Below are 26,815 nucleotides of genomic sequence, written 5' to 3' on the forward strand. Positions count from 1 at the left end.
ATATTCCTATTTTATCTGCTATTGCTTAACGTAAAATTGATTCAAGTTCTAACGATGCATTACTTTTTTCATCACGGTATTTAACGATTAATGCACAAGCCATATTCAACCCCTGTGATTTAGCCCATTCGCCGGAAACTGGTCGCGTACCCGGAACGACAACAGCTCGCTCAGGAATGTCAGCACCTTTTTCAAGCATGACCTGATTGACACAATCGTAAACAGGCACTGACGCTGAAAGTGAAACACCTGGCGCTAAAACTGCCCCTTTTTTCACGACTAGGCCTTCAACAATTACCACACCAGCACTTAAAAAAGCGCCGTCTTCAATGATCACAGGGCTAGCTCCGACAGGCTCTAAAACACCGCCAATTTGAACCGCAGCTGACACGTGTACATTTTTACCAATTTGAGCACACGAACCAATTAATGCATGGCTGTCAATCATAGTTCCGGTATCAACAAAAGCCCCCACATTAATATAAGCTGGTGGCATAATAATCACACCAGCTGCAACATGAGCACCCCGGCGAACTGATGAACCACCGGGCACTAATCGTACTTTATCATCAGTAGTAAATTCACGTGCAGGCAAGTTATGTTTATCAACAAAGCCTTTATAAACACCTTCAAAAGCAATATTTTCTCCCGCTTTAAATGCTGATAATATCGCTTCTTTTACCGCGACATTAGCCTGCCAGTGACCATGCTCGTCTTGATTTGCTGCTCGTACCGTACCTGCTTCTAACTGTATTAACGTTTCTTGCCAATTCATTTTGAATTACTCTTAATTAAATTTTTAAAGGGAATATTTAGCTTGATGCTTATGTTGTTGATTAATAATTTTTTAACGCTAACAGCGCATTAAGATCATTATCTTTGGTGGTATACCTTTTTTAATTGAGGTTGCCCTTGCGACTTGAAAAAGCTTGGCAAGTAAGTTTTTCTGATGTTGAAGTAACCCGTGGCTATTGCCAGCAAGTAAAGGTTGGAGGTATTCAAGCCTTGTATGTTGCCAAACGTTACATGCAAGTAGCAAAATGCTATTAGCAACATCAGACGGGCTAATGGCTATTTTTTTTAGGCGAGTAGGGGCGATTTCAACGCCATCAAGTAATGGCGTCATTAAAGCGGTCCATAACATAGAATGATGGAGTGTTGGGGTAGCGTTTAAGCTAATATTTTTTGAATGTTTTATTTGATTCATTTCTCTCGAACTCTGTTCGTTCGGAGAACTTTTAGGCGTTTGTAGCAGCCAAAATAATAATCACTTCATTGGTGAGCATTGGCTTTACAAAGGCCAGAAGCTCTCCACCAAATTGGTGACAATTGCTAGGATTCAACCCAAACAACCGATAAATAAATTATCAAAAATTCATTTACCTCGGCATTAATCCCCCTCATTATCAATCGTCAGAGTTTGATCTCTTTATGATAACTACCTGGTTAATGCTCCTCTTCTGACCCTTTATCATTCAGCCTTGCTTGTGTAAAAAACCAAGCAACGACGTTATTGAATTCAGGACAACAACATTAGAACATTTATTCTAATGTTGAGTCAACAGGCGTATAAATAGGTGTCATACTGATATATTATATCTTATGAGGCAATAATCGCTTGCTCTATTTGTGCCAAACGGTCCTGCCCCCAACAAGTCACATTTTGAAAACGAAAACATGGAGCGCCCCATAATCCCATACTGTCTATTGTGCTTTGGTTAAAGTCAGACCATTGTTGCCAATCATGTGCATTATTGTATGCTAATGCTTCATCATAATTTAATGCATGCTGTTGACACAAAGATTCGATCACCGATTTATGCGATAAGTCTAAGCCGTTAACATATATAGCGTTAAACGCAGACTTAATGAAAGCGAGATCTTTATTTTGTTGCTCTGCATAGGAAAAAATTTGAAAAGCATTAAAAATACCTTGCCCTAAAGGATCGGTGATTCCTGTAAAAGGAATATTAAGCTTCTTGGCTTCACGACTGGCGTCAAAAACAGCATAACGCTCTTTGTTTTCTGTAATCGTTAATCCGCGCATAACCAACGGTAATAAAGGCTTTATTTTTAACGGTATATTATAATGCTGACTTAACTTCTCTGCTTGTAATAACCCAATATAAGAATAAGGGCTTCGCAATGAAATAAAAACCTCTAGCGTATGGTTGCCAGCGTTATCTGTAATAATTTCTTTCGTTGACTGCTCGGCAAATACGAGTTTGTTTTTTTGATAAACAGCAGTACTGTTATCTTTTGCTAAGCCAAAATCAGCCAAACGTTTTTCTAAATGCTCAAGTCTATCGATACCAACAAACCATTGGCCTGCAATGAAAATCGAAGAAGGTAAATAATGACCTTTTTTAACCAAACGCATTAAATTTTTAATTTGATAATTAATTACCGGCGTAGAAGCGTGATAATAATAATCAAATTCATTAAACCACGTTTCCTGGAAAAGCTGCCATGCATTATCTAATGTTTTAGGTCGCAATTGCCACATTTGCTGACCAGTAAAGAGTGATTCTTGTGTAGGTTTTTGCGTTATTTTTTTGAGTTGATATTGATCAGCAATAAAGTTAGCGTCTTTAATCGCCCAAGTACGCATTAATTTTGGATCTATTGTCACCCCTGGCACACTTTCGTAAACTAAAAACAGTTTAAATTGAATATTAAAGCGTTGTTCTAACTCAGGCAGCACTTGAATAAGCATAAAGCTATAAGGGTCGTTAAGTGCTAAATAAACTTCGGCAACAGGCGTTTTTCTAAACCAGTTAGGTACAGTAAAATAACGAAGTTTTAACACCCATGCTCGCTTGTCACTGCGTATCAATCTCACTTTAAACCAAGTAAAAATTTTAGTAAAAATACTCCTCTCCCTCAATATTATATGGTGTTTTTCAAATTTATTATTGCCGTTTCTGACATGATTATAATATTCACGTAGAATGGCGACATTATAAACATATCTTGTCGTTAAGCGTATAAAATACCGTTAATTAATTTATCATTTAAACCGTATTATTATTAACGTCATAATCAAATCATTTGAGAATCACTTTGTTAGATAACATCAATCAATTACTGCTACGTAATACCGACTTACTGCCGGCAAAAGCCCCTTTATTTATTAATTTACCTGTTGACGATTTTTTTGAAGAATACCACTCACTTCACCCCAACGCGTTGATGACATGTTACAACACTAATTATCAATTTCATTTACAAGCTAAACAGCTGCAACTATCTCAAATGAACGCTGTATTTAGTGCCTGTTATCAAAGTGATATTGAACACGATTTAGTTATTGTTCAATTCCCTAAAAGTAAGGCGGAGTTAACCTTTACCCTAGCGATGATTGCAAGTGTCGTATCGAAAGATTGCTTAATATTAGTTATCGGCGAAAATAAAAGTGGCATTAAATCTTTAGAAAAACTAACTCGCGAACAGCTTGGAGATTGTGCAAAAATTGATGCTGCTCGCCATTGCTTATTATTTGCGGCCAATTTACTGGCGACACAAGAAACGTTTATTTTAGAAAACTGGTTAAAACCATACTCATTTACGATTAAAAATACCCTTATAGACGTGGTCGCATTACCGGGTGTATTCAGTCAAAACGGTCTTGATATCGGAACACAAGTTTTATTAGAAAATATACCTAAAAAGGTAACAGGTAAACTGCTCGATTTTGGATGTGGTGCCGGTGTTATCGCAAGTTACTTTGGCAAACTATTCCCCGGTATCGATTTACATTTACTTGATGTTAATGCGTTAGCTTTATATTCAGCCCAGGCAACCTTAAAATTAAATAATTTAACGGGTCACATTTTTCCATCAAACAGTCTATCTGAAGTTAAAGACAAGTACGACTTCGTTATTTCAAATCCTCCCTTTCATCAAGGGCTAAAAACAAATTATCAAGCAACTGAAACATTTCTATCAAAAATAAAACCTCATTTAAAGCCCAAAGGACAAGTAATTGTTGTTGCTAATAGTTTTTTACGTTATCAACCAATAATGGAAGAAGCGATTGGCAGAACACAAATTTTAGCTAAGCAAAAAGGTTTCTCGCTTTATCATTGTTCAATTTAATTGCTCAATATAAAATTTAAGTTACTATAAAAGTATGGAAAAAATGAAACACATTCACTCATTAAAGAGAAAACTGATGATTATGAACATCGGTTTCATTGTATTGTTTGTTACTCTTTCTTCTTTTATCATCGCTAATTTATTTATTGAAGATACAAAAAAAGACGCGGCAACTAACACAAAATATTGGGCTGAGCTTATCGCAAATGCTAACAGTACCAATCTTGTTAATAATGAAACCCAATTGATTAATCATTATTTGTCAATGCTCAAATCTGTCCCTTATATTAGCCACATTCATATTTATAAACTATCCCCTGAGCCTGAAGGCATAGTTTTTTTTGCGAACTATAATAAAAGTATGAGCTCTCCTATACTCAAAAAAACAGATAAAATAGTGGAGTTATCTTCCGCAAAGATAAGTGCTCATATTATAGAGCTTATGGTCCCGGTCACCCAGCAAGATAAAAAAGTTGGCTACGTTTATATACAAGTCAGTACTGACTATATTAAACGCATAAAAAACAATATGTTCTTACGCTATAGCGTCATTATTTTCATGCTTATTATCGTGACACTTTTATTGACAATAATACTTAACCGCTTTATCACTATTCCTATGTCAGATATGGCAAATAAGATACAAGATATTTCAAAACATAAAAGATTCAATTTACGTATTGGGCAAATGCCTTTTAAAGAACTTGATATTCTTGCACTCAATATAAACATTTTACTTAACAGAGCTGAGACACAATTAGCGAATTTATCAGATGCCAAACAGCTTACTTATCAACAAAATAAAGATCTTGAAGATAAAGTAAACAAACGCACCCAAGCCTTAAAAGATTCAAACCATGAATTGCTGTCTACATTAGAAAAACTGCACCAGTTTCAAGGGCAACTTGTTGAAAGTGAAAAAATGGCTTCATTAGGAGATATGGTTGCGGGTGTAGCGCATGAAGTAAATACCCCAATAGGTTTAGGTGTTACCGCTTCAACATTATTATCGGATCGCCTATTAGAAATCAAAAAAGCTTTTGATGATAAAACCTTAAAATCTAGTCAATTGAAAAAGTTTCTCATTGAGGGAGAAGAGAATACTGCCATTATTTATCGCAATTTAAAACGTGCAGCAACATTAATATCTAGTTTCAAAAAAGTTGCGGTTGACCAATCAAGTGAAGAAGCTCGTTCGTTTAACATCAAAAATTTGCTTGACGAAATTTTATTGACTTTAGCTCCACAAATTAAAAAATTACCTTTTATTATAAATGTCGACTGTCCAAGCGAACTTATGATTAAAAGTAAACCTGGTCCAATTAATCAAATTATTATTAATTTAATACAAAATTCTATTACCCATGGATTTGATCAACGAAAATATGGTTCGATATATATACAAGTCAGTATTGATAGCAATATGCTAACAATTAACTACCAAGATGACGGCAGAGGTATTGAGCCTTCTATAATGAATAAAATTTTTGAGCCCTTCACCACAACAAAACGGGGTTCTGGTGGCAGTGGTTTAGGTTTACACCTGGTTTATAATTTAGTGACACAGGCTTTAGGTGGAAAGATATCCTTTATTAGTGATGTTGAAAGTGGTGTCAATTTCAAAATAATTATCCCAATACAAGTCATGTAAAAAGACTAAAGGTAGTCATATAAATTATTGTTGAAAATGAAGAAACTCATAATCTTGATTGTTTTTTAGTTAGTGGTTCTATACCATACAATTAATTGTATAAATAATTAACAAAATCAGCATTAGTAACATAGCGTTAATATAATTCTCAGCTATAACTAACATACAGTAAACATTATTGCCAAATACATAAAGAGTGGAAAAAAAACATGCAAAAACCTCACATACTTATCGTAGAAGACGAAGATGTTACACGCTTTAACCTACGTAACTTATTTGAAGCCGAAGGCTATCAAGTCTCTGAGGCTACCGACGGTGAGAGCATGGATACTCAGCTACAAAAAAACACAATTAATCTAGTCATTATGGATATTAATCTTCCAGGTAAAAATGGTTTGTTATTGGCGAGGGAACTCACCAGCAACAATGAACTAGGTTTAATATTCCTAACTGGTCGTGACAGTGATATAGATAAGATACTGGGGTTAGAAATTGGTGCTGATGACTATTTAACGAAACCGTTTAATCCCCGTGAACTAACGATACGCGCGCGAAATATTCTTAATCGTATTGGTCAAACAAAGAATGAAGTTGAAAAAGCAGTGATCACTTTTAACGAATGGTCACTTGATGGCAATTCAAGAAAAATGACCGCTCCTGACGGACAGGTTTTAGCGATACCGCGTGGCGAGTATCGTGCATTACGCTTGTTAATTGAAAATACAGGCCAGATTGTCACTCGCCAGCAACTCATTAAAGAAATGACAGGTCGTGACCTTCGTTCAAATGATCGCACTGTTGATGTAACGATTAGACGCCTACGCAAACATTTTGAGTCAGTACCTGATGCGCCTGAATTAATTAACACCATTCACGGTGAAGGATATCGCTTTATTGGCTCTGTAGATTAAGCAATTAAATAATAAACAACTAAAAAGGGGAAGCAATAATTGCTTCCCCTTTTTAGTTGTTTAAGACAATAATTTACTTTGATGCTAACCATGTTTTAAAAGCGGTAATCGCTTGTTTATTAAGGTCAATTAACTCAGAAATATGTATTGACTTTTCTGACCATTGCCCTGAAATTTTTTCTACCGCAACAAGCTTCGCATGAGTGGCCAACAAACCAACACTGCCTGTAGCACCCTTCATTTTATGACATCGTGCTTGCCATAAATCTTGTGACTTTTTTTCAAAAGCATCAGTTATTTCTTCAATATAGGTCTTTGATTGCTGGATATATAAATCCAACATTTGTTGAAGGATATCTTGGCCTAAACTATCTAAATATCCCTCTAATAAATTAACATCTAACGGTTCGATATTATTCACAAATCCTACCTTTAATTATATTTATAGCGGCGTAATATCATTCATTGTAACAAGATGAACAGCGATGTCATTAAACAAATGTCTTTCATTTACATTGATTTAAAAATTCTTAACAAACAGAAAACCTCATGAATACACAGTCTTTCAGTAACTTATGTACCTAAGGTACTTAAAAAAGAACTGCCGCTATATCTGCAACCAAATATACGTTAGAATACGCGCCCTTAATAAGTTTGTTATGTACTGAAGTTTCAAAAAGCCCTTTACATAGCGTGTTAGAAACTCTGGAGTAGAAATGTCCACATTAATGCCTGATATCGCCAACCACACCACCGCTCAAACCGAAGGAACGCTCGATTGGGTTGGAATGAGTAATATAGAAATGCCCATAATGGTTGCTTCGCAAGGTGAGAATGAGCGGATGGTTTCTGCTTTTGTTGACGCGTTTGTAAACTTAAAAGAACCACAAGCAAAAGGCATTCATATGTCTCGTTTGTATTTGTTACTTGACGAACTTTCTACCAGTAATACTTTAGACTTTCAAAGCTTAGTTACTTTACTTGACGCTTTCATCAGCAGTCATAATGACCTGAGTGATAATGCAAAAGTACAGTTTCGTTTCGATTATCACCTAAGAAGAAAATCACTAATAAGTGGTAAACAAGGCTGGAAAGCATACCCTGTTACATTAACGGGCCGCTTAAATAAAGGAAAGCTTGATATTGAGCTTGCTGTTGATGTTAGATATTCGTCTACTTGTCCTTGCTCTGCAGCTCTTGCTCGACAATTAATTCAAAAAGCTTTTAAAGAAAAGTTTAACGATCAACAAGCTGATTTAGATGCTATTCACGAGTGGCTTGGAACGACCGAAGGGATTGTTGCCACACCTCATAGCCAACGTTCAGTGGCTGAATTAAAAGTTAAGCTAAATACCAATACTAATGAATTTCCGATTACCGCTTTAGTCGATATCATTGAAGACTGCTTAAAAACGCCTGTTCAAGCGGCAGTTAAACGAGAAGATGAGCAAGAATTTGCCCGTTTGAATGGTCAAAATTTAATGTTTTGTGAGGACGCCGCTCGCCGTTTACAGCACGCAATGAATAACACGCCTGAATATGACGACTTTTGGCTTCGCATTAATCACCTTGAATCTTTACATGCCCACGACGCGGTAAGTATTACGACAAAAGGTGTTGAAGGTGGCTACCAACCATAAGCCATTGTTTTTGAAAAAAATTGCAATATAACTTTAAAGCCAGTAATTAATGCTGGCTTTTTTATGTCTGATATTTAATCCTGTCGTTACGCCCCACACACACTACTGAATAAAAAATGAATAATATTCACCACGTAGTTTGCTCATATTTATTATTAACAAAAACAAAAATGTAATTAAATTACAACAAAGTAAACATAAATCATTCTCAACTCGCTTATAACAATTGAGATTAGCGCTTAAAATTCTACAAAAAGTCAATAAATTTAACATAATCACATAATATTGATTTAAAACATAGGTCTAGAGTCATGTAAAAAAACTACGAGCAAATACTCTATTTTGATTGACCTTTTAGCGATAAGTGTTTAATGTGAAAGGTTCCACTTAAGTGAAAACAGAGTATTTATGCAATTTTTGTATAACTTTATTCTTTCTTTATATTCTCTGTGCTTAAGTGGTTATTTCTTGAGGAGAAAATAACATCATGCTTTACGATCACAGCGTTCAGAAAGACAACTGCGGATTTGGCTTAATTGCTCACCAACAAGGTGAGGCCAGCCATAAACTTGTAAAAACGGCCATTCATGCCCTTGACCGTATGCAACATCGTGGTGGTATTGCTGCCGATGGTAAAACGGGCGACGGTTGTGGTTTGTTAATGCAAAAACCCGATACTTTCTTTCGAGCTATTGCTGAAGAGAACAACTGGAAGCTTGGCAGAAAATACGCTGTAGGAATGATTTTCCTCAATCCTGATCCGATTCAAGCGGCTTTAAGTAAAAAAATTCTTGAAGAAGAGTTAGCGCGTGAAACGCTGACCTTAATTGGTTGGCGCATAGTGCCAACTGATACCTCAATATTAGGTGAAACGGCAGTAAATAATATGCCACAAATAGAGCAGGTCTTTGTTGACGCTCCTCCTGGTTGGAGAAATCGAGATTTAGAGCGCCGTTTATATATGGCACGTCGTCGAGCAGAAAAACGTATTGATGATAGCGTTTTTTATGTGGCAAGTTTATCGTGTTTGGTCACTATCTATAAAGGCTTAATGATGCCTGTAGATTTACCGAATTTTTATTTAGATCTTGCTGATATCCGCATGCAAACCGCAATTTGTGTATTTCATCAACGCTTTTCAACCAACACATCACCCCAATGGTACTTAGCGCAACCTTTTCGTTACCTAGCACATAATGGTGAAATTAACACAATTAAAGGTAATCGCCAGTGGAGTCGAGCACGTACACACATATTCAAATCACCTTTATTACCTGACTTACAAGACGCTGCCCCGTTTGTTAACGAAAGTGGCTCTGATTCATCATCCTTAGATAACATGTTGGAATTATTCATTGCTGGTGGCATGGACTTATACCGTGGTATGCGTTTATTAATGCCCCCAGCTTGGCAAAATAGCCCGTTAATGGATGAAAATTTAAAAGCATTTTACGAATTTAACTCTATGCATATGGAACCATGGGATGGCCCTGCAGGTGTTGTGGTGACCAATGGTCGCCATGTTGCCTGTAATTTAGATAGAAATGGCTTACGCCCTGCTCGTTATGTTATTACTCGTGATGGCTTCATTACCTTAGCCTCTGAAGTTGGTATTTGGGATTACGGTGAAGATGAAGTGGTTGAAAAAGGGCGTGTTGGCCCCGGCGAAATGCTTGCTATTGATACTTACACTGGAAAAATATTTACCTCTAGCGATATTGATGAAGAATTAAAAGTTCGTCATCCTTACCGTGAATGGTTAGATAAAAACACACAACGCTTGATACCTTTTCATCAACTAGATGCTGAGCTCATTGGTAAGCGTGTTTTTGACGATCAAGCTATTTCGCAATACCATAAAATGTTCAATTACAGCTATGAAGAGATCCATCAGATTGTTAAAACATTAGCTGAAAATGGCATGGAAGCAACAGGTTCTATGGGTGACGATACTCCAATGGCTGTACTTTCAAGCCAGCCTCGCACAATTTTTGACTATTTCCGTCAACAGTTTGCACAGGTAACAAACCCGCCTATTGACCCATTACGTGAACGCTACGTTATGTCACTGGGTACCTGTATCGGCCGCGAGCATAATGTTTTTAACGAAACCACCGGTCATGCTAACCGCATCTTATTTGAAACCCCTATACTTATGTATACAGGTTTAAAGCAACTACGAAACCTTGACCCTGAACATTATCGCAGCGACACGCTGACATTAAATTACGATAAAGAAGAAGGTTTAGAAGCGGCAATTATTCGATTATGTGATGAAGCGGAGACATTGGTTCGTGATATGAACACCGTTATTTTGGTACTTTCAGATCGTCAAATTCATAAGGGTATGTTACCTATACCCGCCGCTATGGCAGTGGGTGCCGTGCAACAACGTTTAGTTGAAACACAACTGCGTTGTGACTCTAATATTATTGTTGAAACAGCAGCAGCAAGGGACTCTCATCATTTTGCAGTGCTGCTGGGACTTGGCGCAACTGCTGTTTACCCTTACCTTGCTTTTGAAACCATTGAACAATTAGTTGACCAAGGACAAATTGAGTTAACCGCTCGCCAAGCCGTAATGAACTATCGCGATGGCATCAATAAAGGCTTATTAAAAATATTATCTAAAATGGGCATTTCAACTATTGCCAGCTATCGTTGTGCGGGTTTATTTGAAGTGATTGGTTTGCATCAAAATATTATGCAGTTGTGTTTCCCTGATTTACCAAGTCGTATTCAGGGTGCTGATTTTTCAGATATAGAACAAGACAACATCAACCTTTCGCGCAAAGCCTTTTTAGCGCATCAGAAAGTCAATCACGGCGGGTTACTCAAATATGTACACGGGGGTGAATATCACGCTTTTAATCCTGATGTTGTGACCTACTTACAAAAAGCAGTTAAGTCAGGCGATTACGCTGATTATCGCCTGTTTGCTGATCACGTAAATAACCGCCCAGTAGCCACGTTACGTGACTTATTGGGTTTTAAAGAAGATGCCCAGTCAATTGATATCAGTAAGGTAGAACCTGAAACTGAAATGTTCAAACGCTTCGACAGTGCAGCTATGTCAATTGGTGCATTGAGCCCCGAAGCTCATGAAGCCTTGGCTATCGCCATGAACCGTTTAGGCGGTTATTCAAATTCTGGTGAAGGGGGTGAAGATGAACGTCGTTTTGGTACAGTAAAAAATTCACGTATTAAACAAATCGCTTCTGGTCGCTTTGGCGTCACACCACACTATTTAGTGAATGCTGATGTACTACAAATTAAAGTTGCACAAGGCGCAAAACCCGGTGAAGGTGGTCAATTACCCGGTGATAAAGTGTCACCCTTAATTGCTAAGTTACGCTTTTCAGTACCGGGTGTTACGCTAATTTCTCCACCTCCACATCACGACATCTATTCAATTGAAGATTTAGCTCAGCTTATTTTCGATTTGAAACAAGTAAACCCTAAAGCGGTTATTTCAGTGAAGCTCGTTTCAGGACCAGGTGTTGGAACAATTGCTTCTGGTGTTGCTAAAGCTTACGCTGATTTTATTACCATTTCAGGTTACGACGGTGGTACAGCTGCTAGCCCACTAAGTTCAGTAAAATATGCGGGTTGTCCTTGGGAGTTAGGTTTAGCTGAAGCCCATCAGTCATTAGTGACTAACGGTTTACGCCATAAAGTACGTTTACAGGTTGATGGCGGATTAAAAACCGGTATCGATATTGTTAAAGCAGCCATTTTAGGCGCAGAAAGCTTTGGCTTTGGTACTGCACCAATGGTGACACTGGGTTGTAAATTCCTCCGTATCTGCCATTTAAACAATTGTGCGACAGGTGTTGCGACGCAAGACGATGTATTGCGTGAAAAATTCTTCAAAGGTCTCCCTGAGCAAGTCATGAACTACTTTAAGTTTATTGCTCATGATGTTCGTGAAATTTTAGCGCGATTAGGGGTTGAAAGCTTAACCGCAGTAATTGGTCGAACCGACTTATTAGTGCAGCTTACGGGCTTAACAGCTAAGCAACAAAAATTAGACTTGTCACCCATTATTGCCCCGGTTGTTGCGGGTGCTGATACGGCTCTTTATCAAACAGAAAATAATAACCCGTTTGATAAGGGCGTTTTGAATAAAGAGATTCTGGCCACGTGTACTGATGCTGTATCACATCGTAAAGGTGGCGAATTCCGTTTTTCAATACAAAATACCGATCGCTCTGTGGGTGCTTCATTATCAGGTGAAATTGCTCGTCATCATGGCGACCAAGGTATGGCGTCTTCTCCAATTAAAATCCATCTTAATGGCACGGCAGGCCAAAGCTTTGGTGTCTGGAATGCTGGTGGCTTAGAAATGACCCTCACAGGTGATGCTAATGATTATGTTGGTAAAGGGATGACTGGCGGCAAGTTGACAATTAAACCACCAAAAGGTGTTGAGTATTTAAGTCATCAAACGATGATCATGGGTAATACTTGTTTATATGGCGCAACTGGCGGCAGACTTTATGGTTGTGGGCGTGCAGGTGAACGCTTTGCAGTGCGTAACTCAGGGGCTCATGCGGTAATTGAAGGTACTGGTGATCACGCTTGTGAATACATGACCGGCGGCATAGTAACTATTCTAGGTCAAGTTGGGGTAAACTTTGGTGCAGGAATGACCGGTGGTTTTGCTTATGTATTTGATGAGTCTGGCGATTTAGATGTTCGTTTAAATGGTGAGTCAATCGAGTTATTACCGATAAGCAACCTGACAATTCATCAAGAACATTTACGCGGTATTATTAACCAACATTTTGATGAAACCGGCAGTGCGCGTGCTCAAGAAATCTTAGCTGACTTTGATGCCTACGCACCGCGATTTAAATTAGTTAAACCTACGGCAACTGATGTTAAAACCTTATTAGGTCATCGTAGCCGTTCATCTGCTGAACTTCGCGTTCAAGCACAGTAGTCGTGTCGAGAATGCGAATTAAGGGAAAACAGTATGAGTAAAAATGTTTATCAATTTATCGATGTTAAGCGCATCGATCCGCCTAAAAAAGCAATTGAACAGCGTAAAATAAATTTTGTTGAAATATATCAGCCATTAAGTACTGACCAAAGTGCTGGCCAAGCAGACCGATGTTTAGATTGTGGTAACCCTTATTGTGAGTGGCAATGCCCTGTTCACAATTATATTCCACAATGGTTAGAGTTGGTTACCGAGGGGAAGATTTTTGAAGCTGCTGACTTGTGCCATCAAACGAATAGCTTACCCGAAATGTGTGGCCGTGTTTGCCCACAAGACAGACTCTGTGAATCGGCCTGTACGTTAGACGAAGATTTTGGCGCTGTTACTATCGGTAATATTGAAAAGTACATTACCGACACTGCATTTGCACAAGGGTGGAAACCTGATTTATCGAACGTAGTAAAAGTGAACAAACGTGTCGCAGTTATTGGTGCAGGCCCTGCTGGTTTATCTTGTGCTGACGTACTAACACGTAATGGTATCGACGCGGTTGTTTACGACAAACATGCCCAAATAGGTGGCTTGCTCACTTTTGGTATTCCCTCGTTCAAATTAGAAAAAGATGTTATTCAAACACGTCGTGAAATTTTTGAAGGTATGGGCATTGAATTTCGTTTAAATATCAACGTAGGTGTTGATGTAACCATTGAGTCATTGAGCGAAGACTACGACGCTGTATTTTTAGCACTTGGCACTTACACCGATATGACAGGTGGTTTCGAGCAAGAAGGTGCGGCAGGTGTTTACACTGCACTTGATTTCTTAGTTGGTAACACGCAAAACTTGATGAAAATTACTGAAAATGCCAAGCCATATGTCAGTTTTGAAAACAAAAAAGTGATTGTTCTCGGTGGGGGCGATACGGCAATGGATTGTGTACGTACCTCTATTCGTCAAAATGCTACCGAAGTCACGTGTGCCTATCGTCGTGACGAAGCCAACATGCCAGGTTCACCCCGTGAAGTTCAAAATGCGAAAGAAGAAGGCGTAAACTTTCAATTCAACTTACAACCTCTTGATATTGCTGTTGATAAAGATGGTAACGCTTGTGGTGTTAAATTTGTAAAAACTCAACTAGGTGCTGCAGATGCAAAAGGCAGAAGAAGCCCTGAACCGATAGCGGGTAGTGAATTTATAATGGAAGCTGACGCGGTAGTGATTGCTTTTGGTTTTTTACCCAGTCCACCACAGTGGATGAAAGATGCAGGGGTTGAAATAGATAAACGCGGACTCGTTTTAGCTGCAGATAATAGTGAATTTGCTTTACAAACCACTAAACAAAATATTTTTGCCGGTGGCGATATGGTACTAGGCTCAGATCTTGTGGTTACGGCTGTTGATCAAGGTCGAAAAGCAGCCATTGGTATTTTAGACTTCGTCCTCAGTTAAAAAATAGCTTAATTTCTTTTAAAAGCAGCTTAGGCTGCTTTTTTTATGTCTACATTTACACAAAATAATCACTCATTGAAATAAAGTGCGCTATTATTTAAAGGTAAAATAAAATATTATTCATTGTAGAGTGTTAACTTTTTTCAAAGATCTCCTTGATTATTTTGTGGTTAACCGTCTATAAAAAATGGAGTGTTGTTACCCAGTAAGGTCGCGATACTAAAAAATATATGATGCAATTTTATAAAAAATTTTTAACGATGATTACCGTCCTCCTTATCGCTTTATTAGTCACATTCGATGCTAAAGCCCAAGAAATCGATGTGGTTACTGAACTGCTAGAGCCTTATCAAATTGAAAAAGCAGATGGCAGCTTAGGTGGTTTTTCTACAGAGGTAGTTGAAGCTTTATTTAAAATAACAAAAGACCAGGCTAGCATTCAAATAATGCCTTGGGCTAGAGCATACGAAGTTGCGCTTTATCAACCAAATACTTTAATTTACTCTATTGCTCATACGCAAATGAGAAATAAAAAATTTCATTGGATCGGGGCACTAAAAAAAGAGCGATTATACTTTTGGGGATTAAAAAAGCATTACACAAAAACCGATTACCAAGTATCTGCCTTAAAGAACTTAAAGATCGCTGCCTCAAGAAATTCAAACTCCGCACAATATTTAATTGCTCAAGGTTTTTCAAATATATACCTGCTTGCTAACGAACGACAAAATATGGATATGTTGTTTATTGACCGAGTAGACCTAATTCTGGCGACAAAAATAACCATAGAAACCAGAGCTAAAAATCTTGGCTATAACTTTAATGAACTACAAAGGTTGAACGAAGTGGCTGCTTTAAATAACAGACTCAGTATTGCCTTTAGTCTTAATACCTCACCCGTATTGATAAAAAAATATAAAGCGGCATTTAAACAATTAGTCACCAGTGGCCAACTTGCAAAAATTAAAAAAAAGTGGAAGTTATATTAACTCTTTCACTTTGAGATAAATAAACCTCAATTATTATCCCTTTGAAAATAAAGTAGCTACCTGATCACGCGTTTGGCATAATTACTTTAATTTCTACATTAAGCAAACGGACAACAATATGATCCATAGTATGACGGCTTTTTCTCGCTTTGAAGTAAAGGGTGATTGGGGTAATGCAGTTTGGGAGATCCGCTCTGTAAACCAACGATTTTTGGAAACTTACTTCCGTTTACCCGAGCAATTTCGCAGTATTGAACCCACATTGCGTGAACGTTTTCGCAAACAGTTGAACCGTGGAAAGGTAGAGTGTAGCTTGCGCTTCAGTGCTAACCCGTCAGCAAAAAACAATTTATCACTTAATAAAGGCTTAGCTGAACAACTGCTTCAGCACGCAAGTTGGATCAACGAACAGACACTTAATAGTCAGTTAAACCCTTTAGAAATAATGCGCTGGCCCGGAGTTATGGAAGCTGAAGAAGCGGACATGACTATTATTCAAAAAGAGATTTTGGTGGGTTTTGAACAAGCGCTGAAAGACTTTATAGATGCACGCGCAAGTGAAGGAGAAAACTTAAAAGTACTAATAGAACAACGCCTTGAAGGTATTGTTGAGCAATCTGAAAAAGTTAAAGCGTTTATGCCAGAAATTATTGCATGGCAACGTAAGCGGATCACCGATAAGTTCACCGATGCGAAAATTGAGCTTGATTCAAGCAGAGTTGAGCAAGAACTCGTCTTACTTGCGCAAAAGATGGATGTTGATGAAGAAATTGATCGCCTCTTTAGTCATGTAAAAGAAACAAAGAGTATTCTTAAAAAAGGTGGCGCTCAAGGTCGTCGTCTAGATTTCATGATGCAAGAATTTAATCGTGAAGCTAATACTTTAGGATCTAAATCGATTAATGTTGATATCACCAACTCAGCCGTAGAATTAAAAGTACTTATTGAACAGATGCGTGAACAGATCGCGAATATAGAATAAGACCTAAGCAAGTCTAGTTAAAATCAAAACCCTTTACTTTTAAAGGGTTTTTTTATATCTTAAATCTGAGAAAGGCTGACTACTCCTAACTAAATCTGGTGGGTAAAGGTGGGTAATTCGGCGAGCTTTATCATTACACAAATAAACCAAGCATAAATACCCACCACTAAAGATAGAGATACTAATGGGTAAATTAACAGTAAAGGCGGTTGAAGCAAAAATTAAAGGCGTTCCTGGCAGATTTGCTGATGGTGATGGGTTATATCTTGTTGTGCCAAAATCAGGGAAACCATATTGGATGTTACGTTATACCGCCAACAGTAAGCGTAAAGAAATGACTTTAAGTAGGTGTGCTGATCTGTCACTAGCTGACGCTCGCGCTAAAGCTGCCGAAACAAGTTTTCAGCATCGTAATGGCTTAGATCCATTACTTGCTCGTAAGCGCGAAGCACAGATTTCCATAAAAACAGTTGATGACTTATTTGCTGATTGGTATCCAACTTTAGTTAAAAAATTAAAGTTCCCAACAATTCCTGAGCGAGTTTACCGTAAAGATATTGCTCCGCACATTGGGCAAGCATCGTTAAAGCAGATTTCTGCGAGAGACATAAGAACGGTCTTACAGGCCATAGTAAAATCTAATCGGCCTACTATTGCTAACGATGCTTTAATTTATTGTAAGCAACTGTTTAACCATGGTATTAAACTAGATGTTATTGACAATAATCCCGCGAGTGCTTTTTCTTATTCCGATGCCGGTGGAGAAGAAAAAAGTAAGAATAGATTTCTATCAAAAGACGAGTTGGTAAAATTCTTTCGAATTTGTAGAGAAAATAGTGATAGCTTTAGTAGAGAAAATTACCTAGCGTGTGCACTGCTGGTTACTTTGGGCGTAAGAAAAAGTGAATTAGCACAAGCACCGTGGCAAGAATTTGATTTAAGCGAAGCGACGTGGAAGCTGCCTAAAGAAAGAAGTAAGTCAGGTGTACCAATAACAATACCTTTGCCGACAGTTGCGGTTAAATGGCTTAAAGAGCTACAAGTAAGAGCGTTCGACTCAAAATATGTTTTTCCAAACAGAAGAAATAGTCAACACCCTTACATGGGTGCAGATACGCTTAACCGTGCTATTAGTAAATTATTTGGTCGCGAGCCGGGGAAGAAGAAGAAACCGCCAAATAAAATGGGTGATATGCCACATTTTACTGTCCACGACCTACGTAGAACATGCAGGAGCCTTTTAGCCGCCAATGGAGTATCAAGCCATGTTGCAGAGCGATGCTTAAACCACAAGTTAAAAGGTGTTGAAGGTGTTTACAATCAATATGACTATCTTGATGAGAGGCGTGAGGCGTTAGAAAATCTTTCATCAATAATCTCCCCTCTTGTTGATTAACACAATAGAATTATAGGTTTCACCACCTTTCAAATATGACTCTTGACATTTTATGTCTGAAGACGTATTTTAAAATTCTCGTTGTAGTTTCAACTAATTTTCATTTTAAAGGGTTTATGGCATTTGCTTAAACCTTTCGCCATAAATAATAAATTATTATGGTAATAGAAAAAGAATGGCACACTATAAATGAGTTATCTGAAAAATGGCTTTGCTCTGTTGATGATATACTCTACCTTGGGATTTCTGGTAAATTAAAGCTTAATTTCGACTGGGTAGTTTGTAAAATAGAGTCTGATACTCTTAACCTAAGTAATATATCAATCTTTGAATTTGTGACTGTTGATGATATTTATTATTGTCCCGGACGAAAAGCAAGCTTTGAGTCATTAATCCCCATACCGGAACCAGAGCATAAAAACGCCCCTCTATTACGCTTAGCAACATTAACAGAAGATCAGCTAGCTTTAATTAATAAAAATGGTAAAGCCTCTATTACTAGAGCCATGCTATCTATTCACGATTGCATAGACATTAATTTACCTCAAGGCGTTGAAACAATGATATATCCGAAAGTAAGTACAAAGGATATTGTTGTTAAATTAAGCGATATAATTGAGTTTGAAAATATCACGGTACGTAAAGTACCAGTAGAAGCATCAAAACCAGAGTCGTCTAAAGAGATAGAAAACCTAAGAAAGTTACTTGGCCTTGTACTTTTTGAACTAGCAAATAAAAGTGGTAATAGTTTAAAGCATATGGGAAAGCCTAGCGCTAAAGCCATTGCAGACCGTCTTGAATTAATTATACCAGAAGGGATGGACACTTCTGGTATAGGGAATGAGTCAAATCGAAAAAAAATATCCGCATGTTTAAAAATGCTTGAACCTGATAATTTCTAAGTGGCAATTACCACCTTTCTTTTGGCACTTACCCCACAAAATATCCCTTCCGTTTAACCTTCGTATCGTATCCAACAAAAGCTAAAAGGAGCCGATACGATGCAAACGAACATTCAACAAAAATCAATAACAATTCTCAGACTAATTGATGTAATGATCAGAACTGGTCTACCTAAATCATCCGTTTACGAGAAAGTAAAGAATCAAGAAATCACACCACCTATTGCCATTGGATTGCGAAGAGTCGGTTGGCCATCATTCGAAATCGATGCAATCAACAGAGCACTTATTGCCGGTTTAGATTCTACCGAAATAAAAAAATTAGTCGCTAAATTGACCGAACAACGCAAAAAAATTACGGGAGCATGTTAGTCATGGGCTACCTAAGCAGAGTTTCTAACAATGAAATTAAAGGCGTAGTGCTTGAATTCGCTAACGACTTTGGCCTAGATGTAGATCACATCATTCAAGATGGCACTTTACATCGTGTAAAAACCTATACACAACCAAAAAAGCGTAATGGCTGGTATATCTGCGATCCTATAGGTGACTTTTTAGTCATTGGTGATTGGCAGACGGGTTTGAAAAAAGTGTGGCAATACGAGCAACACAGTAAGAGATATAAAAATAAAATTCAGCTAGAGCAAGAAAGGCATGAACGTAGAATAGCTAAAGTTAAAATGTTAGCCAATGAACAGCAAGAGCAACGTGTCACTGCCCAAAAAGCTGCCAAGTTATATAACTCAAGCAAAGCAACCACATCCCACCCATATTTAAAGGCAAAAAGGGTAAATTCAATTGCAGGAATAAAGATAAAAAATGGCAGGCTTCTTATTCCGCTTTTAAATATACAAAGCATCAGTAACGATATTGAAAATATTCAATCAATTTACCCTAATGGTGAAAAACGGTTTATGAGAGGAGGCCGTGTAAAAGGGTTATGTTTTCCGGTAGGCGAACTAGATCCCGATTTAACAACACTATACATAGCTGAAGGTTTTTCTACGGCGGCAACTGTACATTGTATTACAAGTGATTTGGTTTTAGCGGCTATGAATGCGGGAAATCTGAAAGCCGTCGCTTTATTAGCAAGAAAGCGCTGGCCGTTAGCCAAGATTATTATCGCTGGTGATGATGATTGGTGCACACAAATGAAAACGGGCATTAATGTTGGTACTGATAAAGCAAAAGAAGCCGCTAGTTCTGTTGGGGGATTTACCTGCATCCCTCCTTTTACAGATAAACAACGTGAAGCGAACTTAACTGATTGGAACGATTATTTACTATCGAATGAGGGAGGGATGAAGCAATGGAAAATATAATAACTGCAAGTACTGTATCGCCAATAAAAACAATTCCATTACCTAATGGAAAACCTTATGTAATACCATTTGATTACAGCTTGTTACCTCTAGAACTTAAATCTTTTGTTCGTGATACCGCTGAAAGGCATCAATCGCCACCTGACTTCCTCGCTGTTGCTGCATTGGGCGCTTTGGCCGCAGTTTTAGGTAATAAAGTACATATTTGTCCTAAGCAGCATGATAATTGGAAGGTTACACCTAATCTTTGGGCTTTAATTATCGGCCCACCAAGCGCAATGAAAACGCCTTCGATCAAAGAGGCAGTAAAACCGTTAACCAACATTGAAAAAGGCTACCAAGAATTACATGCTGAGGAGCAATTAAAATTCAAAGTCGACTCCTCTGTTGCCAAAATATCGATAAAAGCCGCAGAAGCCCGAGCTTTTAACTTATTAAAAGGAAAAGAAGAAGATAAAAAAAGCCAAGCTGAAGAAATAATTGCTGAAGCCAATACAGACGAAGTAGAACCACCTACTTTAAAACGTATTGTAATTAATGATACGACTATTGAAAAACTAGGCGATTTACTTGCTCAAAACCGAAATGGTTTGTTGTTGGTACGCGATGAGATTTCTGGTTTGCTGTCTAAATTAGCAAAAGAAGAATATCAAACTGACCGTGCTTTTTACTTGGAATGCTTCGACGGCGATGCCACTTACAAAGTTGATAGGATTATGAGAGGCACGATCATAATAGAGAATTGTACGCTAAGTCTCATTGGTGGTATTCAACCATCAAAACTAGCTCCTCTTATACGTGGAGCAGCCAACGGAACGAGTGATGATGGTTTAATTCAACGACTTCAATTAGCTGTTTGGCCTGATCAAATAAAAAATTGGCAGTGGCGTGATAAAAAACCTGATGAGTCTGCATGGCAAGCGTATAAAGCATCCTTTACCAGTTTACATAACTACAATCCAGTAATTAAGGCACACCATTTTAGTGATGAAGCACAGCAATTATTTATTACTTGGATGGAAGAAATTCAGCGGAAAGCTCGTAACGATGAGACTTCAGCAATTATGTCTAGTTATTTAATGAAGCTACCTAAATCAATAACTGCTATCGCATTAATATTTCATATTATTAAAACAAATAAAGACAGTTCAACGGCCCAACCGAGCAATCAAGTTAGTGTTGAAGCAATAGCTATGGCACTTGACTGGGCCGACTACTTAATTAGTCATGCGAATCGAATTTATTCATGGGCTAATAATTTTTCCATTGAGATCGCAAAGCTCATTTATAAACGGCGTAAGAAATTACCTGTCCCATTTAAAGCTCGTGATATTACGAATACAGGCTGGAGCGGAGTTGGTAGCACTAAAGACATTTATGAAGCTCTTGAGTTGCTTGTTGACCACAACTATTTAACTGAGCAACAGTCTGTCATTGGGGCGAGTGGCGGCCGCCCTTCTAGGGTGTTTTATTGGAGTTCGGCAGTAGAAGATATGTAATGGGAAGGTGGCAAAATAAAGTAGAAAAGGTTCGCTTGTCACCACCACAAAACCTACTAAACACAGATGCACGCAGTTCTGTAGGTTTTGTGGTTACTTCAGATGAGCATTCTGTAAATTTTACAAACAACAGTGTAGAAGCAGAACATCACTACTTAGTAGATAGTATTGGTCTACCACTTCACCACTGTAACGAAGAGCCTCATGGTGATTCTACTTGGATAAAGCGTCGATTAAAAAGAGTTGCACAACATAGACAAGTATTACTAGCCGATGAATATGCCCGCCTGTATTTACTTACCTACACAGAAGAAGCTAACAACATAAAAAAAGAAAATAAGGCGAGAGCAACCGCCAACCTTTGGTTGCTTCAAGTCACAAAGCACATCAGCCAATATGATTAACACAAAAAAGAGGTAAACCATGCATGAACTAACCACTAAGCAAGATCGTTTTATTGAAGAGTATGTAACTGATTTCAATGCGAGCAGAGCAGCAATTAGCGCTGGTTATTCTGAAAAGACATCTCGTTCTATAGCTAGCGAACTATTAACCAAACCTGACATCCGTAACGCTATTAAAATGCATTTAGATAAACTATCCGCCGAAACTTTCATTAACCGTGAAATGATATTAACCGGTTTATTGAAAGAAGCGATGGACAGAGGCGAACGTAGCACTTCAGCCGCGCGTGTTAACGCATGGGACAAACTCGCGAAGGTTTCTGGGCTTTATCTTGATGTTCAGGTGACAACGACTGTTGATGATATTATCCGCGACATCACCGCTAATAATGCGGCGAACCGTAATGGCCTTTTGCCGAAGGATAATTGTTGGATGCCGCCGTTAGAAGTTGGCGAACAAGAAGAGTATTATACTCGGAGAAAATAAAAGTAATATTAGCCCCCCCATGGACCAAATTCAAAAACATGGCGGGGGGCATTTATATGATGGATGGCTACTTCGAACAATATATATGGCGCCCTTTTTCGTTAAATTTATATTATATATCAGGTGAGTATAGGTGGCCCGTGGTCAAGTTTTGTTATATTCTTCCTCTTCAACGAACAGGTTAAAGGAATAACAAATGATTTTTAAATACCTATGTATAGTGTTCAAGGTACTAATTCTAACAATTTGTAGTGTGGTAAGTATTGCAAATGCTGGTTTAATAACTCAAACAAGAGATTATGAGTTTAGAGATAGTTTTAGCACTATTCATAATGGAACTTCTAATTCACAAGTATTTTACTTTGATAGCTTTGATGAGAGTTTAGGCAATTTAATGTCTGTTAACCTCAGGATATTTTCCAGTTTTGAGCTGCAATTTGTTCTTTCAGTAGAAATGGAAAAAGCTGGTGGTGATGCGGTTTTAGCATACGATTATGATACGAATGTGGACTATGTTGGCAGTCAGTTATTGAATGCCCCAATGTACTCAGTGCACGATGCTCCATTTTGTTATACGGATTCCAATTTACTCTGTTTTACTAGTAGCGAATATTATGACAGCAAAAGACAGACCTGGGTTGAGCCTTCAATACCATTTGCAGAAGTAACTAATATTACACCGTTTGAAGTGTCTCTCTCATCACATATGACTTTTTACGATGCCCAAATTCAAGATGGACCGAATTGGCAAACAGACCGCATATCAAGTCTTAGCTATAACCATGAAAAATTAGTTGATTCTTACGCTACAGCAATAACTAAAGGCACAATAGGGTTAGAGTATCATTATGAGGCGACACTCACTACAGTATCAGAACCATCAACACTAGCCATCTTCGCATTAGGCATTATGGGCTTAGCTTCGCGACGCTTTAAAAAACAGTAATATATAGAGATTTAAACTGACGTTCATCATTAGTCATACATTTTGATTTGATAAATGTACGAACACTCGTTCTACTTAAGGATCATTCATTTATGGCCATCACCTACAATAATACAGACTTATTTAAGTTTGTTGGATTCCCTCTTGTAAACTTAAACTGGAGTTGGGGGGCTGTTAATCATGAGAAAAAGCAAGTTTTACTCAGGTGTTGGGATATCGAAATACAAAAAAAATCCGTATATATATTCGAAGAAACAGATGGTGACGAAAGGTTGGGGCAAAATGAACGAAGGAAGCAACTTAACTTTGTATTAAATGATGGTTATGAGTTGTTTATAGCGATAATTGATAAAGATAAGGTAAAAAGTACTGAAGCTAAGTGGGTGATAAAAAACACGCGGCAGTTTGTTATGTCTACTGATAAAATATGTATCGAAAACGGAAAGTTTTATACAAATATTATTGATAGAATTTCGTTAAGGGACTTTAAGAAGCAAACTGAAAGCCAATATGCCTAATCTTAGTTCTTATATTAAATAAACTATTCTGTAGCGCCATTGTGGTTAATATCCAAAATTTTTGATCTTAGCGTGCCATGGCGTTAACTGTTTTTACTTTATTTATCTTCTTACTCAAACACTTGATTTAACGCAGCTTTCATCTATTTCTATTGACAATAAGTTACAATTATCGCACCTTGTATACTGCATAATGGACAAGCAGTATCACCAAGGCATAATCATGGACAAAAAGAAGCTCACCGAAACCGACATAATCACCAAATATATCATGCCCGCAGTGCAAAGCGCTGGTTGGAATTTGATGAAACAAATACGCCAAGAAGTTAAATTACGCGATGGTAAAGTTATCGTTCGTGGTCAACTCGGTGTACGTAAAACCGTTAAGTCTGCTGACATTGTGCTTTACCATAAACCTAATATGCCTCTGGCTGTTATTGAAGCTAAAGCCAATAAACATGAAATAGGCAAGGGCATGCAGCAAGGGCTTGATTACGCTCGCCTGCTTGAAGTGCCCTTTATCTTTGCCTCAAACGGCGATGGCTTTATCTTCCATGATAAAACTAATCCTGCTCAACTTGAAACACGCATAGAGCTTTCAGACTTTCCAACACCTGAGCAACTTTGGCAGAAGTATTGCGCTTATCGCCGCTTTACAGCAGCACAGCTACCGCTAATTACACCAGACTATCACGATGATGGTAGTGGCAAAGCGCCGCGTTATTATCAGTTACAAGCCATTAATAAAACCATTGAAGCCGTATCTAACGGACAAAACCGTATCATACTAGTTATGGCTACAGGCACAGGTAAAACTTATACCGCCTTTCAAATTATTTGGCGCTTATGGAAGTCTCGCCAGAAAAAGCGCATTCTCTTTTTAGCCGACCGTAATATATTAGTCGATCAATCAAAAAATAATGACTTCTTACCCTTTGGCTCAGCTATGACCAAAGTGACCAAGCGAACAGTCGACCCAGCTTTTGAAATACACCTTGCACTTTACCAAGCATTAACTGGCCCAGAAGAAAGCCAAAAGGCTTACAAACAAGTCGATAAAGACTTCTTTGACCTTATCATTATTGACGAGTGCCATCGTGGCAGCGCAAGTGAAGACAGCGCATGGCGTGAAATACTAGAATACTTTAGCGCAGCGACTCAAGTTGGCTTAACCGCAACACCCAAAGAAACCGAAGAAGTATCGAACATCGACTACTTTGGCGAGCCGGTATACACCTATTCTCTCAAAGAAGGTATTGAAGATGGCTTCTTAGCCCCCTATAAAGTAGTCCGAGTTGATATTGATGTTGACTTACAAGGTTGGCGACCCACTAAAGGGCAAATTGATAAACAAGGTGAACTCATTGATGACCGTATTTATAACCAAAAAGATTTTGATCGCACCTTAGTCATCGACGAACGCACAACGCTGGTGGCACAAACCATTACCAGTTATTTAGAACGTACAGACCCTATGGCGAAAACCATCGTCTTTTGTAACGATATAGATCACGCTGACCGTATGCGCCGCGCCTTGGTTAACTTAAACCCTAAACAAGTGGCTAAAAACGAAAAGTACGTGATGAAAATCACCGGTGATGATGAAATAGGCAAAGCACAGTTAGACAATTTTATTAACCCCAAAAAAGCTTATCCGGTTATTGCCACTACCTCTGAATTAATGAGCACAGGTGTTGATGCTAAAACCTGTAAGCTCGTTGTGCTTGACCAAAACATTCAATCGATGACCAAGTTCAAGCAAATCATTGGGCGCGGCACTCGTATTGACGACAGATACAATAAACTTTGGTTTACCATTCTCGACTTCAAAAAAGCAACTGAACTGTTCGCCGATGAGAAGTTTGATGGCGAAGCCGTTAAAGTCATGGTGTCGAAACCAGAAGATATTATTGACGATGAAAACGACTCATTTATTGATGAACTTACAGGTGATGAGCAAGTAGACACAAGTGAAGGTGCTAATAATACAGTTACCGAACCAGAGCAAGACTACGATACTGGTGCTAACCAAGATGATGGAGAAATTGATGCAGACTGGGGCGAAGATGAAGACGAAAAACGCTTTATCAAATTCCAAGTATCAGGTGTTAAGGTTAAAAAGATGGCAGAGCGTGTCCAGTATTACGACACCGACGGCAAACTAGTGACCGAATCATTCAAAGACTACACCCGTAAAACCATACAAAAGCAATTTACCTCACTTGATGACTTTACCCGCAAGTGGAATGCAGCTGAGCGTAAACAAACCATTATTGACGAATTAGCCAATGAAGGCGTTATTTGGCAAGCACTAGAGGACGATATAAGCAAAGAACTCGACCCGTTTGACCTGATATGTCATATCGCTTTTGACCAGCCGCCATTAACGCGACAAGAGCGTGCTAACAATGTTAAAAAGCGTAACTACTTCACTAAATACTCAGAACAAGCACAAACAGTGCTTAATGCCTTACTCGATAAGTACGCTGACTCAGGTGTCACCGAGATAGAAAGTATACATGTGCTTAAAGTTCAACCGTTCGATCAAATGGGCAAGCCAATGGAGATAGCAAAGCAAGCCTTTGGCAACAGAAAAGGGTATGATCAAGCCATAACCGATTTAGAAACAGCGCTTTATCAACATAGTAAAATCGATAAAGCCAGTTAACCTTAAAC

The 26,815-nt window shown here is 38.2% G+C and carries 22 protein-coding genes and 1 riboswitch; of the genes, 18 read left to right on the forward strand and 4 right to left on the reverse strand.

Features of this window, described 5'->3' with window-relative positions; genetic code table 11:
• Positions 1–25 precede the first annotated feature (25 nt).
• The 3 genes from H4J73_RS11795 to H4J73_RS11805 form a co-directional block, all read right to left on the reverse strand.
• Complete coding sequence (locus H4J73_RS11795) at positions 26–775, reverse strand: 2,3,4,5-tetrahydropyridine-2,6-dicarboxylate N-succinyltransferase (protein WP_182182194.1); 750 nt, start codon at positions 773–775, stop codon at positions 26–28.
• A 78-nt stretch (positions 776–853) separates the two neighbouring features.
• Positions 854–1,207: a hypothetical protein gene (locus H4J73_RS11800; protein WP_182223728.1), complete on the reverse strand. Its 354-nt coding sequence runs from the start codon at positions 1,205–1,207 to the stop codon at positions 854–856.
• Between the two features lie 89 nt (positions 1,208–1,296).
• Positions 1,297–1,468, reverse strand: a riboswitch (Lysine riboswitch).
• Positions 1,469–1,600: 132 nt separating this feature from the next.
• Positions 1,601–2,842 carry a DsbA family protein gene (locus tag H4J73_RS11805; protein ID WP_182182196.1) on the reverse strand — a complete coding sequence of 414 codons (1,242 nt, stop codon included), beginning with the start codon at positions 2,840–2,842 and terminating at the stop codon, positions 1,601–1,603.
• Positions 2,843–3,063: 221 nt separating this feature from the next.
• Here H4J73_RS11805 and H4J73_RS11810 point away from each other — a divergent pair, with 221 nt between their 5' ends.
• The 3 genes from H4J73_RS11810 to arcA all read left to right on the forward strand — a co-directional run bounded on the left by H4J73_RS11810 (position 3,064) and on the right by arcA (position 6,660).
• The gene (locus H4J73_RS11810; protein ID WP_259366667.1) at positions 3,064–4,098 is read left to right on the forward strand and encodes a methyltransferase; all 1,035 of its coding nucleotides are present in this window, start codon (positions 3,064–3,066) and stop codon (positions 4,096–4,098) included.
• A gap of 76 nt (positions 4,099–4,174) precedes the next feature.
• Complete coding sequence (locus tag H4J73_RS11815) at positions 4,175–5,749, forward strand: sensor histidine kinase (protein ID WP_259366666.1); 1,575 nt, start codon at positions 4,175–4,177, stop codon at positions 5,747–5,749.
• A gap of 209 nt (positions 5,750–5,958) precedes the next feature.
• Positions 5,959–6,660, forward strand: a complete 702-nt coding sequence (gene arcA / locus H4J73_RS11820) for a two-component system response regulator ArcA (protein WP_182182198.1) — start codon at positions 5,959–5,961, stop codon at positions 6,658–6,660.
• A 73-nt stretch (positions 6,661–6,733) separates the two neighbouring features.
• Here arcA and H4J73_RS11825 read toward each other — a convergent pair whose 3' ends face one another.
• On the reverse strand, positions 6,734–7,081 hold the full coding sequence (locus H4J73_RS11825) for an Hpt domain-containing protein (RefSeq protein ID WP_182182199.1): 348 nt from the start codon (positions 7,079–7,081) through the stop codon (positions 6,734–6,736).
• A 295-nt stretch (positions 7,082–7,376) separates the two neighbouring features.
• Here H4J73_RS11825 and folE2 point away from each other — a divergent pair, with 295 nt between their 5' ends.
• From folE2 to hsdR, 15 genes are all read left to right on the forward strand, one after another.
• The gene (gene folE2 / locus H4J73_RS11830) at positions 7,377–8,300 is read left to right on the forward strand and encodes a GTP cyclohydrolase FolE2 (RefSeq protein ID WP_182182200.1); all 924 of its coding nucleotides are present in this window, start codon (positions 7,377–7,379) and stop codon (positions 8,298–8,300) included.
• Positions 8,301–8,784: 484 nt separating this feature from the next.
• Complete coding sequence (gene gltB, locus H4J73_RS11835; protein ID WP_182182358.1) at positions 8,785–13,245, forward strand: glutamate synthase large subunit; 4,461 nt, start codon at positions 8,785–8,787, stop codon at positions 13,243–13,245.
• Positions 13,246–13,278: 33 nt separating this feature from the next.
• The gene (locus H4J73_RS11840; RefSeq protein ID WP_182182201.1) at positions 13,279–14,694 is read left to right on the forward strand and encodes an FAD-dependent oxidoreductase; all 1,416 of its coding nucleotides are present in this window, start codon (positions 13,279–13,281) and stop codon (positions 14,692–14,694) included.
• A gap of 233 nt (positions 14,695–14,927) precedes the next feature.
• On the forward strand, positions 14,928–15,683 hold the full coding sequence (locus H4J73_RS11845) for an ABC transporter substrate-binding protein (protein ID WP_182223729.1): 756 nt from the start codon (positions 14,928–14,930) through the stop codon (positions 15,681–15,683).
• Between the two features lie 118 nt (positions 15,684–15,801).
• The gene (locus H4J73_RS11850) at positions 15,802–16,665 is read left to right on the forward strand and encodes a YicC/YloC family endoribonuclease (RefSeq protein ID WP_182182203.1); all 864 of its coding nucleotides are present in this window, start codon (positions 15,802–15,804) and stop codon (positions 16,663–16,665) included.
• Between the two features lie 184 nt (positions 16,666–16,849).
• Complete coding sequence (locus H4J73_RS11855; RefSeq protein WP_182223730.1) at positions 16,850–18,061, forward strand: site-specific integrase; 1,212 nt, start codon at positions 16,850–16,852, stop codon at positions 18,059–18,061.
• A 158-nt stretch (positions 18,062–18,219) separates the two neighbouring features.
• The gene (locus tag H4J73_RS11860) at positions 18,220–18,963 is read left to right on the forward strand and encodes a hypothetical protein (RefSeq protein WP_182223731.1); all 744 of its coding nucleotides are present in this window, start codon (positions 18,220–18,222) and stop codon (positions 18,961–18,963) included.
• Positions 18,964–19,062: 99 nt separating this feature from the next.
• Positions 19,063–19,335, forward strand: coding sequence for an AlpA family transcriptional regulator (locus H4J73_RS11865; protein ID WP_182223732.1), 273 nt, complete (start codon positions 19,063–19,065; stop codon positions 19,333–19,335).
• A gap of 2 nt (positions 19,336–19,337) precedes the next feature.
• Positions 19,338–20,285: a toprim domain-containing protein gene (locus H4J73_RS11870; RefSeq protein WP_182223733.1), complete on the forward strand. Its 948-nt coding sequence runs from the start codon at positions 19,338–19,340 to the stop codon at positions 20,283–20,285.
• On the forward strand, positions 20,273–21,784 hold the full coding sequence (locus tag H4J73_RS11875; RefSeq protein ID WP_182223734.1) for a YfjI family protein: 1,512 nt from the start codon (positions 20,273–20,275) through the stop codon (positions 21,782–21,784). The genes H4J73_RS11870 and H4J73_RS11875 overlap by 13 nt, the downstream gene beginning before the upstream one ends.
• Positions 21,784–22,188: a hypothetical protein gene (locus H4J73_RS11880; protein ID WP_182223735.1), complete on the forward strand. Its 405-nt coding sequence runs from the start codon at positions 21,784–21,786 to the stop codon at positions 22,186–22,188. Before H4J73_RS11875 ends, H4J73_RS11880 begins: the two co-directional genes overlap by 1 nt.
• A 19-nt stretch (positions 22,189–22,207) precedes the next feature.
• Complete coding sequence (locus H4J73_RS11885) at positions 22,208–22,675, forward strand: terminase small subunit (RefSeq protein WP_182223736.1); 468 nt, start codon at positions 22,208–22,210, stop codon at positions 22,673–22,675.
• Between the two features lie 196 nt (positions 22,676–22,871).
• Positions 22,872–23,621 carry a PEP-CTERM sorting domain-containing protein gene (locus H4J73_RS20570; RefSeq protein WP_259367940.1) on the forward strand — a complete coding sequence of 250 codons (750 nt, stop codon included), beginning with the start codon at positions 22,872–22,874 and terminating at the stop codon, positions 23,619–23,621.
• Positions 23,622–23,713: 92 nt separating this feature from the next.
• Positions 23,714–24,139 (forward strand): hypothetical protein, encoded by a 426-nt coding sequence (locus H4J73_RS11895; RefSeq protein ID WP_182223737.1) that lies wholly within the window; start codon positions 23,714–23,716, stop codon positions 24,137–24,139.
• A 223-nt stretch (positions 24,140–24,362) separates the two neighbouring features.
• The gene (gene hsdR, locus H4J73_RS11900) at positions 24,363–26,807 is read left to right on the forward strand and encodes an EcoAI/FtnUII family type I restriction enzme subunit R (RefSeq protein WP_220460675.1); all 2,445 of its coding nucleotides are present in this window, start codon (positions 24,363–24,365) and stop codon (positions 26,805–26,807) included.
• Positions 26,808–26,815 lie beyond the last annotated feature (8 nt).

The organism is Colwellia sp. MB3u-41, assembly GCF_014076845.1.
Lineage (GTDB): Bacteria > Pseudomonadota > Gammaproteobacteria > Enterobacterales > Alteromonadaceae > Colwellia_A.

Coding starts and splice junctions, on each gene's coding strand:
- H4J73_RS11795 (WP_182182194.1), bottom strand. CDS start 775: ATGAATTGGCAAGAAACGTTAATACAGTTAGAAGCAGGTACGGTACGA.
- H4J73_RS11800 (WP_182223728.1), bottom strand. CDS start 1,207: ATGAATCAAATAAAACATTCAAAAAATATTAGCTTAAACGCTACCCCA.
- H4J73_RS11815 (WP_259366666.1), top strand. CDS start 4,175: ATGATTATGAACATCGGTTTCATTGTATTGTTTGTTACTCTTTCTTCT.
- arcA (WP_182182198.1), top strand. CDS start 5,959: ATGCAAAAACCTCACATACTTATCGTAGAAGACGAAGATGTTACACGC.
- folE2 (WP_182182200.1), top strand. CDS start 7,377: ATGTCCACATTAATGCCTGATATCGCCAACCACACCACCGCTCAAACC.
- H4J73_RS11840 (WP_182182201.1), top strand. CDS start 13,279: ATGAGTAAAAATGTTTATCAATTTATCGATGTTAAGCGCATCGATCCG.
- H4J73_RS11845 (WP_182223729.1), top strand. CDS start 14,928: ATGCAATTTTATAAAAAATTTTTAACGATGATTACCGTCCTCCTTATC.
- H4J73_RS11850 (WP_182182203.1), top strand. CDS start 15,802: ATGATCCATAGTATGACGGCTTTTTCTCGCTTTGAAGTAAAGGGTGAT.
- H4J73_RS11855 (WP_182223730.1), top strand. CDS start 16,850: ATGGGTAAATTAACAGTAAAGGCGGTTGAAGCAAAAATTAAAGGCGTT.
- H4J73_RS11860 (WP_182223731.1), top strand. CDS start 18,220: ATGGTAATAGAAAAAGAATGGCACACTATAAATGAGTTATCTGAAAAA.
- H4J73_RS11865 (WP_182223732.1), top strand. CDS start 19,063: ATGCAAACGAACATTCAACAAAAATCAATAACAATTCTCAGACTAATT.
- H4J73_RS11870 (WP_182223733.1), top strand. CDS start 19,338: ATGGGCTACCTAAGCAGAGTTTCTAACAATGAAATTAAAGGCGTAGTG.
- H4J73_RS11875 (WP_182223734.1), top strand. CDS start 20,273: ATGGAAAATATAATAACTGCAAGTACTGTATCGCCAATAAAAACAATT.
- H4J73_RS11880 (WP_182223735.1), top strand. CDS start 21,784: ATGGGAAGGTGGCAAAATAAAGTAGAAAAGGTTCGCTTGTCACCACCA.
- H4J73_RS11885 (WP_182223736.1), top strand. CDS start 22,208: ATGCATGAACTAACCACTAAGCAAGATCGTTTTATTGAAGAGTATGTA.
- H4J73_RS20570 (WP_259367940.1), top strand. CDS start 22,872: ATGATTTTTAAATACCTATGTATAGTGTTCAAGGTACTAATTCTAACA.
- H4J73_RS11895 (WP_182223737.1), top strand. CDS start 23,714: ATGGCCATCACCTACAATAATACAGACTTATTTAAGTTTGTTGGATTC.
- hsdR (WP_220460675.1), top strand. CDS start 24,363: ATGGACAAAAAGAAGCTCACCGAAACCGACATAATCACCAAATATATC.